Genomic DNA, 11524 nt, shown 5'->3' with positions numbered 1-11524 from the left:
AAAAAAAATGGAATATCAACCTTCCTCCTTTTTCCTTCTTGCTTCTGCTATAACATCCAGTTGATAAACATTCTCTTATATTCTCAATCTAAGCATAACTGATGGAAGAATTTGTCTTAGGTGAAGGTTGAGTAGTTTCAGGAGTTTCAGCAACTTCCAGCAACTCTGGTGCAAACATGATTTTCCATCCTAAACGTAAAAAAATCATAATGCGATCGCATGAAAAACAGGTTGGTTGCTTAATTTTGTGAGATGTTTCCCAAGCAACAGCAATTTGATGGTATGCGTAGATTTCCATGTTTGATAATTTCCGAATATAACTCCATAAATTTAAAGTTCATAGTTTTTTCCTACTCAACCGGAAACTTAGCTCAAGAGCAGTTATGAATTTTCGGCAGTAAAAGAAAAGATAAAAATGTTTTCTCTGATAAATTTCTCCCTGTTCCCTGTCCCCTAGCGCGTAGCTATTATACCAAGCGTGAAAAAAGAATGTTACAAATAGTTTCGCTCCTTTAGATAGATGTGAAATAATTTCGGTGAAATTACTATATTGTCAAAGTTTTGAGTCCTAAAAATATTACTTTTAACTTTTGACTTTTGACTTTTGACTTTTAATTTTTGACTTCCGTGAAACGGTATTAGTTCAATTTCAAAGCACTCACAGGTACTTCATCCCAAGATTCAACGGTTCGCAGTATAGCTTTCCATCCTTGTTCCTTTTGAGTCTCAGTTAAATTATTTTGAAAAGACTCATGGCATTCTTGGGCCTGTTGTTGATCGCCACAAGCAATACAGGAGTAGATAATACCAGATGGATCTATCTGTTCATTTACCCAAATAGTCATAGTTAATAGCCTCATTAAAAGTTAACAAAATAGGCGTTTGTGAATTAGTGTATGATATTAATCTTAATTATTTAGGAGTCAGGAGTCAGGAGTCAGGAGGAAAGAAAGAAGAAAAAAGAGTAGTAGAAGGAGAAAGTTTTTTTTTCGCGCTCTTATCTGGACAGGATATCATACCTCAAATCACCAACGCCACAAAATTATAAACTCATTACACAACACAAAGAAAATTCTGAACTCTAGAGAATTCAGAATTTTCGGTTGGCACTAAATTTCTAATATTAAATGGGATTAAATTCAACCTGAATCTTATCTTTTCTTTTGCGGGTTTAATACCCCAACATCAACAGGGGTACTTAAAATTGTTTGGGGTTTGTAGACACAAAGTGGCTTGTCGAAGACTATCCATAAGTAATTTTCCCTTCTGCCTCCTGCCTTCTGCCTTCTGCCTTCTGTCTTCTTTAAAATTACTGTCCAGATGCTAAACTCTTGAGAGAATTACCTGTAACACGGCATATACGCCATTCATCTAAAATTGACGCACCAATACGTTGATAAAATCCAATAGCTGGTTTATTCCAATCTAAAACACTCCACTCTAAACGTCCACAATTTCGAGATACAGCTAACTGTGCGACATAACTTACCAGTTGCTTCCCAATACCCCGCCCTCGATACTCCGGTAAAACAAATAAATCCTCTATATAAATTCCCGGTTGAGTGAGAAAAGTTGAGTAGTTATGAAAGAAGAGAGAAAAACCTACAGGTTGGCCAGCAAATTCAGCAATAATCGCTTCAGCGTAGGGATGATCGCTAAATAAATGAGCTTTTAAGGAGGCAGCGCTACCTGTAACAGCATGGGATAATTTTTCATACTCAGCTAGCGCCTTAATTAACTCAAATATTACAGGTACATCTGCTGGCCTAGCACTACGCAATTTTACTTCATTTAAAGACATAATTTAATCGCTATTACAGCTATTACATTTTATTAAAATCGATTTAACCATTCTTTCAAACGTTCAGCTACTTGAGGACGACGCAATTTCCGCATGGCCTTAGCTTGAATTTGCCTGACTCGCTCCCGGGAGAGATTAATCATGCGACTCACTTCATCTAAAGTATGAGGTTCTCCTGTGAGCAAACCATACCGGAGAGTGATGACATCTTGTTCGCGATCATTCAATACATGATTTAAGACTTCCAAGATATCCTGGCGCATCATCATGTCATTCATTTGCGCTTCGGGAGTGCTATTTTCATTATCTTCTAAGAAGTCTAGCAGTTCGCTATTTTCGTCAGTACCTAAACGATGATTTAGAGAAAGAGTTTTCCGGCGAATTTGCTGGAGGTTACGCAGTTGTTGGTGAGAAATTTCTAGTGCTTGAGTAATTTCGGTATCACTGGGGATACGATTTAGCTTCCGTCGTAAGTCGCGGTAAACTCGTTTAAGTTTGTTAATCTGTTCAACTACATGAACTGGTAAACGAATAGTACGTCCTTGATTAGCAATAGTGCGAGTTATTCCTTGACGAATCCACCAATAGGCATAGGTAGAAAATTTGTAACCTTTCTCTGGGTCAAATTTTTCTGTGGCACGGTTTAGTCCTAATGCTCCTTCTTGAATCAAGTCTAGAAAGGGTACTCCTCGGTTTAGATAGCGTTTGGCTATGGAAACTACTAGACGGAGGTTGGAGCTAATCATTCGGCGTTTGGCGGCACGACACTTATGTAAGCGATGAGATAGTTGTGCTTCTGTTAAACCTGCTGCTGCTGCTACTTCAGCTTTTGTAGGTATTCGCCCTAAGTCATTTGCTAGTTTTTCTGGCAGTTGTTCAAAGATAACTAATTCTTGGATCAGCCTTGCTAATTCTACTTCTTCTTTTTGGCTGAGAAGAGGATAGCGAGACATTTGCTTAAATAATGCTCCTACTGCATCATCTATGTCTTGTGAATTTTCTGATAATGGGAGAGTTACAGCCTGTATATTCATACTAGAGTCCTCCTGATATTGATCTTTTTCATGTAGTGATTCGGCAATCATCAAACTCATTTGTTGCATTTGAGTTGCCATTTCTGGTTTATTATCTGGTTTATTAGTGGGAGCTGGAAATTCGACTTTATGCTGACCTGAATTCTCTGTTAGTAGAATTTTCATGGTGTTTTTTCCTATTATATAGTTTTTTGGCTGTAAATGGTTGATGAAGCGTAGAGGGAGTGTTGTTTTATACTGTTACTCCTTAATCATTACTTAACAATGAACTCAATATTAAAGTCTTTTGTAAAGTACAAATAATACCATATTTCATGCTTTATGTCAATGAATAGCTAAGAGCGGTCGCAAATCTCTATTTAGACCGGACTTCCTAAGATTTATAGCAGGGAACAGTGGGAAAAACATTTTCCTTGATTCGGATTGTCATCTGCACAAGTCCTAACCTACCTGTCTATTCCTATATCTACAAGAGTTTATATACCTAATAATTACTTAACATTAAGTTATCTGTTTCTGTACTGATAACAATATACATTTCAAAGCTTTAGTATTTAATTAGCTGTATTAATCAATACAAAGCAGCTAGTTTATTTCTAATCTTATTTAATAATAATTAAAATAACTCTAATTATAATAATTTGTAACAAGATTGACTGCTTCTTCAAATTATGTATGCTGTATTTATTCAATTAAATTAGAAGGCGATGCGATCGCAATTAGATTAAATAATTAAGTAGTCAAGTCAAATTTTTTTTTGTTTATTACTTAAGTATATTTTTTGTTCCGTCTTTTTGTACGCATTTCTTTCCTTGGAACCATCCCTGATTTGGAGTTGCAGCGCTGTTTTCTGATATCAAAAATCAAATGAGTAGAGAGCGATCGCGAATTTTACGCTATACTATAAGCAATATAATTAAATTTTAGCAATAAATCTCTGGACTTGTATTATCTAGTTTTATTGGTGTAGACAATTAGCTACAATAATATTTTTTTACTATAATAGGACTGACGCAAATTGATCTTTGAAGCAGCATTTGTAGGAACGCCATTCGGAGCTTTGCGGAGCGCAAATGGCATTCGCACTAGCTATCTCTAGATTCCCTGTTTAAGTCCTGTATAAATGACTATTTAACTTGTTGGAGTAGTCGTGGAACAAAAAATTGAGAGCATTGGTACAGTTATTATTGGAGGTGTTAGTCGTACTGGTAAGTCTCGATTCGCTAATCTCGTTTTTCAGCAAACCCGATGTACTGTTGTGCATTTAGACTCATTTTTAAATGCTGTTCGCAATAACTATCCTGCTCCCATACTTACTCCTAGAGAGAAGGAGATATGTAAAGATTATTGTGATACGGTATTGGTGAAAGCTCTTCGTAATATGGGTCAGGACTGATGCAAATTGATCTTTGAAGCAGCATCTGTAGGGGGGGCATTCGGAGCTTTGCGGAGCGCAAATGGCATTCGCACTAGCTATCTGTAGAGTCCCTGCGTAAGTTCTGATGGGTAAAGAATTTAACTATCTTCGCGTTTATGAGTCTTCATTCATCTCACATAAACTTATTATTCAACGTCTTTGGTATATCAAACCCATTACTTTATTTTTGGGATATCCAAATACTGCTCCTGAACGCAAACTTCACGAAATTCGCAAAGCAGCACTTGACGATCCTTACTGTTGGTCTCATCAAATGGAAGATTTAGAATTACTAAGAACTGTGCAAAGTTTTATTTCATTGAGTCAAGTCATCGAAAGAGACTGTGTTCGATATGGTTTTCCATTCTTTGATGTTTCAGATAATTGCCATGAAACTGTAGAGCTAGCTCTTATTCATATATTGACTTGTATTACATCATCATAAAGCTAATCTCAATTTAGAATCAAGTGTGAAATAGTTTTAAATTAAAGTTTGGCTCCTCATACAATTTTATTTTGACTGGAAAACAGAACTTCTTTCTTCAGTATTAATACCTTATTTTTTTAAGCTATAGTCTCTGTGTTATGGCAATTCTCATATTGGTGAGGTACGCGCATTCGTTTGTTTTAGGGAGTAGGGAGTAGGGAGTAGGGAGTAGTAATTCGAGAAACAGGGGATAGAAAAAAGAAAAACAACTGTATCTCACGCTTTTTGAGAAACGGTATATACATAATTTAGATGAAAACTCTTATAATGTCATTTTGTTATGGAGACTTCAGAATTATACTCTTGCTTTTCAGTTCCGTGAGGCGGTACTAGATGTACTAATTGAGTGCTAACATAGCAGCAAAATATAATCTTTAGTTTGGAAGATTTGAAGATGAGACTCAAAATCTTTTCTGCTATTTTAGTTTTAAGTACGGTTTGCCCTCTTGTTCCAGTGATTGCTGAAAATATCCAACATACACAAAAGTTATTATCTAGTAAACAATGTCCAAATTGTGAATTAAGTGGTGCTGGCCTGGTATTAGCAAATCTTCAAGGAGCTAATCTCAAAGGGGCTAACTTGAGTGGAGCTAATCTCAGTCGTGCTAATTTGACTGGGGCAGATTTAAGTGGTGCTAACTTGGCTGGTACAAGTTTATTTGGTGCTAATTTAACTGGGGCAAATTTGACTGGGGCAAATTTGGCTGGCACCGATTTGAGAAGTGCTTATTTAACTGGTGCTAATTTAACTGATGTTGACCTCAAAAATGCTTTTTTGTTGGGTGCTGTGGGAATGCCATCTAATGTTGGTGAAGCTGAAGATTTTTATCGGTTAGGAATTGCAGAAGCAAAGGCCGGACATTATAAAGATGCTGTTAGATATTATAATCAAGCTATTAATTTAAAGTCTGATTTAGCTGCTGCTTATTTTGCTAGAAGTATGGCTCTTGCAGACTTGGGAAATCTTGATGCTGCACTTGCAGATGCTGAAAAATCTCGCGAAATTTTTATTTCTAAAGGTAGTAAAGAGGGTGAAGAATTATCACAATATTTGGTTGAAGTTATTGACCTACGTTTAAATCCTCCTGAACCAAAAAAGCCTAATCAATTTGTACACGCTATTGGTTCTTTACTTCCTTCTTTATTAAGGTTGGCATTTTAGGTATTTATGTTTTTTTTGTTTGACAGAGTTATCTGATATTGATAAGTAAAAGTACAACCTTCTTGAATTTCATAAAGACGTTCCATAAGTATAGAAACTATAAGGAATTCAGCCTCTTAATATTTACTATATAGATCAGCTCTTAGTTCAGTTATTATTTATTAGTTTTTACTTACTTAATACTTAATACTTAACTTATCAAAACTTACAGAAATTTTCGTTTATATTAAACACAGTAGGGACGTTCGATCAAACGTCCCTTTAAAGGTTTTTGCTTTTACCCTAAGCTCAATCTTTATAAGAATTACTATCAGCTAAACAGTTACATCTTATTTGCTTATCTGCCTAAATAAAAGTCAAAAATCTCAGCCGTTAAATTCAGAATTTCCAGTTAAACAAAACAGTAAAGTTATGCCAGTAAAAGCATAACTTTAATCTGTGATTTTGATCACCAAAATTTATTGCTGTATATAGCAATGTGCGCTGGCATATTTACAAATTACAAGAGGTGTCCAATAGCTAAAAGTCTTGTATTATCGGTCTTTTATTCCCCCTGTTGCCTGTTGCCTGTTGCCTGTTGCCTGCGCACAGCGCTATAAATTGAGAAATTTAAGCATAACTTACTTTAATTAACCTCTTCCTGGTAAAAAACTGCCACTGAGTTTTTTAATGGCCTTGTTAGCAATATCTGCATAACGCAATTCTCCACAAAGAATTTTACTCATTACTTCGGTAGCTGCAGGTAATTTAACTCCCATTTTATAAGCTACTTTGGGAAATCTATAAAATGCTCCTGCTAGACGACCTGCCCAAACCATATCTGCACCCCATTCTTCATTTATTACCTGAGTGTATTGCTTGAGAGCATCTCCATCGTCTCCCAAAGCTTTATCTATAGCTTCAGCAGCTTTGACACCACTGAAAATTGAGGGGCGAATTCCTTCGGCAGATAAGGGGTCTAATATACTTGCTGCTTCTCCTGCTAATACTGCATTTTCTGTGTGGAGATTTTTATCTCCATCCCATAGAGAAATAGGATGTTCTAATAATTCATTTTGATTTGCACTTAAACCAATTTTTTGTGCATATTCCATCAAATCTTTGGATAAATTTTTGGGTTCCCCACCTCTAAAAGTAGCAATATTAATTGAGCAAGAATCTGCTTTCGGGAAACTCCAGATATTGCCGTTTTTAACTGAGCCAAATTCAAAATTAACTTGTTGATTTTGGTCTTTTAATGCTGCTTCAAAAACCAAACTTTGTCGTTTTTTTGATTCTTTGAAACCCAACCATTTAGCCATTGGGCCTTTTGCTCCATCAGCGGCAATTAAATAACGACCTGTAACAGGTTCTCCGTTTGTTTTAACTTCCCAATGATCGCTTTTAAATTCAATACCTGTAACTTCTGTTTTTTCTCTTAGTTCTGCACCTTCTGCTTGAGCTTTTTGGATCAGGAAATGATCGAAAATATCCCGTTTTACCATCCACATTGCAGAAGGTAAATCTGCTTCTACGGGATCTTCTAATTTCCATGTATAGCGAATTTTCTTGACCTTGAGAGAAATTGCTGGAGTGAAATCAAAGTCAAACCACTCAGCGATGGCTGGAGATACCCCACCACCACAAGCTTTTTTTCTAGGTAAAGATTCTTTTTCTATGACTAAAACAGAACGTCCTTTTTTAGCCAAATGATAAGCTGCTGTACCTCCTGCTGGGCCTGCTCCTACGATTATACAATCAAACATTTCTTCAATTCTTCAATATTGAGGTTTTTTATGATTTTTGAGGATGGGAAAATACTTATTGAGCAGGGGTAGTTTCTATAGAAAAGTTATTTACTTGCTTAAACCATCTATAGAACCTCCCCCCTGCAAAAATCACAGAGTTCCCATTTTACCTATGATTTTCTAAGATACTTGATTTTACATATCTTGATATAGGTTTTTTAACTCTTGATTTTTTACTTTTTACTTTTGTTTATCTGTGATTTTCAAGATTTTTTTAAACCGTTGTAATATCCTTCTCTTTAGCAGCTAATAACTCATCTATTTTGGCTATGTATTTATCTGTCTTCTTTTGAATTTTGTCTTGTAAATCTCGTGATTCATCTTTAGAAATATCGCTATTTTTTTCTTGTTTACGAACTGAATCTACAGCATCACGACGAATATTACGGACAGAAACTTTCCCTTCTTCAGCAAGTTTAGCTGCTAACTTGACCATTTCCTGACGACGTTCACTTGTGAGTGGGGGAATATTTAGCCGTACAATAGATCCGTCATTGTTGGGAGTTAAACCAACGTCTGACATATTAATTGCTTTTTCAATTAAGCCCAGACTACTTTTATCAAAAGGTTGAATAGTAATGGTACTAGCATCTGGGATGCCAATATTTGCCATAGATTTGAGTGGAGTTGGAACTCCATAATATTCAACTATTACTCTGTCTAAAAGAGAAGCATTAGCTCTTCCAGTTCTAATCGTGTTGAAGGAACTTTGAGTAGCTTCAACTGCTTTTTTCATTTTCTTTTCAGCTTCTTCTATATTCATTCATCAAAACCTCTGACAATAGTTCCAATTTTTTCTCCCATAACGGCCTTACGGATATTACCCGTAACCGAAAGATTAAATACAATAATCGGGATATTATTTTCTTTACAAAGAGCGATCGCTGTACTGTCCATTACCCGTAAGTCTTGTCTTAATACTTCCCCATAAGTTAGGGACTCGTATCGTTTGGCCTGTGGATTCTTTTCTGGATCGGAATCATAGACCCCATCGACTTTAGTGGCTTTATAAATTACTTCTGCGTCAATTTCTGCTGCTCTGAGAGCTGCAGTAGTATCAGTGGTAAAAAATGGATTACCAGAACCTGCGCCAAAAACTACCACTCGGCCTTTTTCCAGATGGCGAATGGCTCGACGACGAATGTAAGGTTCGGCTACTTCTTGCATAGCGATCGCCGTTTGGACTCTTGTCGGCACTCCTGCTTGTTCGAGGGCATCTTGTAAGGTAATAGCATTCATCACAGTGGCAATCATGCCCACATAATCTGCTGTTGCTCGGTCCATTCCTTTCGAGGCTGCTTTTACACCTCTAAAAATATTACCGCCCCCAACAACAATTGCCATTTGAATTCCTGTGGCCACTACTTCGGCCACTTCTTGAGCAATTCCTTGGACTACTGCCGGATCTATGCCATAGCCAAGACTTCCCATCAAGGATTCGCCACTCAATTTCAGCAAAACCCGTCGATCGACTGTCCCCATACTTTGAGTCTTTTCTCAACTAAAGTTGCTTCCACAATACGATACCAGTTGTTCTGCTTTTTTCCACTATTTTATTCTTGATACTAAATTTATCAGAAGTTACATAGAATAATATTTTCATCAGAGTTGACTTGAGAAAAAGACAGATAAGTTAATAAATTTCATCATTCTGTGCAGACTCACATAATATTGGCATGAGAGTTAAATTATCAAAAGTTGGAAATTACTATTTATTCAGTTGTTTATCACTTTTATAAAAGGGCATGAAACGGTTTAAAGAAGTGACGGTTAATTTTTTATCTTTTTGTTTTGGGTTTAATACCCCGCTGTCTACACGGTCTTTACAATTAGTTGGGTTTTGTAGACAGGAAGTGGCCTGTCAAAGACTGTCCCCGTCAACTTTTTCCTTCTTCCTTCTTCAATCACCCCAGTATTACTACTGTTGAGTTATAATTTACGACGCCATTTAATTGAGCAACCAACGACTTCTGTATGAGATGGGGTTACTTCTTCATCTTGAAGAAGTTGGGCAATTGCCTGATGTAGATAAGCAACTTTTACTGCTTCTGGCTGATTAACATTATCGTCTATTCGGCCACGATATCGTAACTTACCTTCCCGATCCAATAAAAAAGCCTCGGGTGTTTTGTCAACCCCAAAGCTTTCTGCTACGTCTTGAGTTACATCCCGAATATAGGGAAAATTTAGTTGATTATTAGCTGCAAATTCTTTCATTTTTTCAAAACTATCTTTGGGATTGGGAGAAATCGTCGCATCATTAGCATTCATTCCAATTATGATTACTCCTTGGTTTTGAAAATCTTTTTGCAGTTGCTTAATCCGTTCAATGTATAAATCTACTTCTGGGCATTGATTACTCAAAAATATCACACAAACTACTTTAAAATTTTCTAAATATCTTGCTAAATGATGAACCTCACCATCTACTCCTGGCAATTCAAAATCTGGAGCATAATTATCAATTTCTGTTCCTGTCATTTCAGTCAAACTCATCTCTCTATTACTTATAAACAATTGCATTACTTAGAACAAATATTTTTCTATCATATCCCATATTTTTACCAGCCTTGAGCTAATGCCTGATATCCAATAAGTTTATAGACTAATTTAGCTGCTGTAAACTCAGATACTACAGAATCAACTATTGGAGCTAACTCCATAATGTCACAACCTATTACTTCGTGTAATTCAAATAATTTCCGCAAAAATGCAGTTAAAGAATACCAATTTAGTCCACCAGGTTCTGGGGTACCAACTCCAGGAATTAATGTTGGGTCAATTCCATCTAAATCTATTGTTAAAAAAACTTGTTGAGTCCGAATACTAGCGATCGCTCTTTCTATCCAATCTGGCTGAATAACTATTTCCCTTGCACGAAAAACTGTGAGATTTTTCTCCTTGATTAAATCTGCTTCTTCTTTGCAAATCGCCCGAATACCGATTTGTATTGTTGGCAATTCCATTTCAATTATCCGTCGCATTACACAGGCGTGGTTATATATTGAACCTTCATATTCATCACGTAAATCGCCATGAGCATCTATTTGAATTACTGTAAATTTTTCATCCAAATATATTTTTTTATAAGCTTTAACAATTCCATTTGTAATGCTATGCTCTCCACCGATAGCAATGACAAATTTTCCATCATTCACTAATTTTTCTACTGTTTCTTGAGTGACTTTTAGCATATCTAATGGTAATATTTTTTTTCCATTACCAGTATCTGCTATAGATTCATGGGTATAGATACCAACTTCTAAACCAGTTTCTCGGTCTAATTCTTCGTCATAACATTCTAACTGTTGAGACGCATCTAATATTGCTGATGGACCGTTAACACAACCCCTTCTATAAGTGGTAGTTGCTTCATAAGGAATTGGTAAAATTGCTACTTTGGCAGTGGTATAGTCTGGTTCAATTTCCGAACCGATAAATGGTAGAGTTGATGTAGGGTAAATTGCTGACATTTTTAATATTTTAGTATTCTAGAGTTAAATAATTTAACATTTAGCAAAATTTTGATGGTTATAGTTATTGTAAGTTTTAAGTGTAGAATATTATAACGTTTTTGATATGTAAGCATTTAGCAGGAAATGCTTACTTTCATATTAATGATGAATAGCAATTATACTTGACAACAAAGTATAAATATAAAAATCACAACGCTAATATAAAAATTTATTTTAGATAAAAGCTCTAAAACTATTCCTACTATTTATTAATGCTGTAGATATTTTCTACAAAACTAATGATTGCTACAGCAACTCCCAAGAAGCGTGAGGTACAAAATTTGTTTGTTTTAGAGAGTAACATGACTTCCACGCCAGCTG

At 35.8% G+C, this 11524-nt stretch carries 13 protein-coding genes; 4 read left to right on the top strand and 9 right to left on the bottom strand.

Features of this window, described 5'->3' with window-relative positions; translation table 11 throughout:
* Positions 1-88 precede the first annotated feature (88 nt).
* Positions 89-298: a hypothetical protein gene (locus F6K13_RS04445; RefSeq protein WP_287286903.1), complete on the bottom strand. Its 210-nt coding sequence runs from the start codon at positions 296-298 to the stop codon at positions 89-91.
* Positions 299-638: 340 nt separating this feature from the next.
* On the bottom strand, positions 639-845 hold the full coding sequence (locus F6K13_RS04440; RefSeq protein WP_124155408.1) for a glycogen debranching protein: 207 nt from the start codon (positions 843-845) through the stop codon (positions 639-641).
* A 47-nt stretch (positions 846-892) separates the two neighbouring features.
* On the opposite strand from F6K13_RS04440, the gene F6K13_RS04435 reads away from it, so the two are divergent.
* Positions 893-1048: a hypothetical protein gene (locus F6K13_RS04435; protein WP_161565067.1), complete on the top strand. Its 156-nt coding sequence runs from the start codon at positions 893-895 to the stop codon at positions 1046-1048.
* A 261-nt stretch (positions 1049-1309) separates the two neighbouring features.
* Here F6K13_RS04435 and F6K13_RS04430 read toward each other — a convergent pair whose 3' ends face one another.
* Positions 1310-1801, bottom strand: coding sequence for a GNAT family N-acetyltransferase (locus tag F6K13_RS04430; protein WP_124155409.1), 492 nt, complete (start codon positions 1799-1801; stop codon positions 1310-1312).
* 32 nt (positions 1802-1833) lie between these two features.
* Complete coding sequence (locus F6K13_RS04425) at positions 1834-3000, bottom strand: RNA polymerase sigma factor, RpoD/SigA family (RefSeq protein WP_192901062.1); 1167 nt, start codon at positions 2998-3000, stop codon at positions 1834-1836.
* Between the two features lie 985 nt (positions 3001-3985).
* Here F6K13_RS04425 and F6K13_RS04420 point away from each other — a divergent pair.
* The 3 genes from F6K13_RS04420 (at position 3986) to F6K13_RS04410 (ending at position 5901) form a co-directional block, all read left to right on the top strand.
* Positions 3986-4231, top strand: a complete 246-nt coding sequence (locus F6K13_RS04420) for a hypothetical protein (protein WP_124143816.1) — start codon at positions 3986-3988, stop codon at positions 4229-4231.
* A gap of 106 nt (positions 4232-4337) precedes the next feature.
* Entirely contained in the window at positions 4338-4697 is a 360-nt protein-coding gene (locus F6K13_RS04415) for a hypothetical protein (protein ID WP_124143815.1), read from the top strand.
* A 436-nt stretch (positions 4698-5133) separates the two neighbouring features.
* Positions 5134-5901 (top strand): pentapeptide repeat-containing protein, encoded by a 768-nt coding sequence (locus tag F6K13_RS04410; RefSeq protein ID WP_124143814.1) that lies wholly within the window; start codon positions 5134-5136, stop codon positions 5899-5901.
* Positions 5902-6530: 629 nt separating this feature from the next.
* Here F6K13_RS04410 and F6K13_RS04405 read toward each other — a convergent pair.
* From F6K13_RS04405 to speB, 5 genes are all read right to left on the bottom strand, one after another.
* Positions 6531-7646 (bottom strand): geranylgeranyl reductase family protein, encoded by a 1116-nt coding sequence (locus tag F6K13_RS04405; RefSeq protein ID WP_124155410.1) that lies wholly within the window; start codon positions 7644-7646, stop codon positions 6531-6533.
* Positions 7647-7902: 256 nt separating this feature from the next.
* Positions 7903-8451, bottom strand: a complete 549-nt coding sequence (gene frr, locus F6K13_RS04400) for a ribosome recycling factor (protein WP_124143812.1) — start codon at positions 8449-8451, stop codon at positions 7903-7905.
* Positions 8448-9170, bottom strand: a complete 723-nt coding sequence (gene pyrH, locus F6K13_RS04395; protein ID WP_124143811.1) for a UMP kinase — start codon at positions 9168-9170, stop codon at positions 8448-8450. The genes frr and pyrH overlap by 4 nt, the downstream gene beginning before the upstream one ends.
* 447 nt (positions 9171-9617) lie before the next feature.
* Complete coding sequence (locus F6K13_RS04390) at positions 9618-10169, bottom strand: thioredoxin family protein (protein ID WP_192901311.1); 552 nt, start codon at positions 10167-10169, stop codon at positions 9618-9620.
* An 80-nt stretch (positions 10170-10249) separates the two neighbouring features.
* Entirely contained in the window at positions 10250-11161 is a 912-nt protein-coding gene (speB, locus tag F6K13_RS04385) for an agmatinase (protein ID WP_124143809.1), read from the bottom strand.
* Between the last annotated feature and the right edge of the window lie 363 nt (positions 11162-11524).

Source organism: Okeania sp. SIO2B9 (assembly GCF_010672505.1).
Lineage (GTDB): Bacteria > Cyanobacteriota > Cyanobacteriia > Cyanobacteriales > Microcoleaceae > Okeania > Okeania hirsuta.
The sequence above is the reverse complement of the archived record's forward strand: the minus strand, read 5'-3'. Positions and strand labels throughout refer to the sequence as shown.

Coding starts and splice junctions, on each gene's coding strand:
- F6K13_RS04445 (WP_287286903.1), bottom strand. CDS start 298: ATGGAAATCTACGCATACCATCAAATTGCTGTTGCTTGGGAAACATCT.
- F6K13_RS04440 (WP_124155408.1), bottom strand. CDS start 845: ATGACTATTTGGGTAAATGAACAGATAGATCCATCTGGTATTATCTAC.
- F6K13_RS04430 (WP_124155409.1), bottom strand. CDS start 1,801: ATGTCTTTAAATGAAGTAAAATTGCGTAGTGCTAGGCCAGCAGATGTA.
- F6K13_RS04425 (WP_192901062.1), bottom strand. CDS start 3,000: ATGAAAATTCTACTAACAGAGAATTCAGGTCAGCATAAAGTCGAATTT.
- F6K13_RS04415 (WP_124143815.1), top strand. CDS start 4,338: ATGGGTAAAGAATTTAACTATCTTCGCGTTTATGAGTCTTCATTCATC.
- F6K13_RS04410 (WP_124143814.1), top strand. CDS start 5,134: ATGAGACTCAAAATCTTTTCTGCTATTTTAGTTTTAAGTACGGTTTGC.
- F6K13_RS04405 (WP_124155410.1), bottom strand. CDS start 7,646: ATGTTTGATTGTATAATCGTAGGAGCAGGCCCAGCAGGAGGTACAGCA.
- frr (WP_124143812.1), bottom strand. CDS start 8,451: ATGAATATAGAAGAAGCTGAAAAGAAAATGAAAAAAGCAGTTGAAGCT.
- pyrH (WP_124143811.1), bottom strand. CDS start 9,170: ATGGGGACAGTCGATCGACGGGTTTTGCTGAAATTGAGTGGCGAATCC.
- F6K13_RS04390 (WP_192901311.1), bottom strand. CDS start 10,169: ATGACAGGAACAGAAATTGATAATTATGCTCCAGATTTTGAATTGCCA.
- speB (WP_124143809.1), bottom strand. CDS start 11,161: ATGTCAGCAATTTACCCTACATCAACTCTACCATTTATCGGTTCGGAA.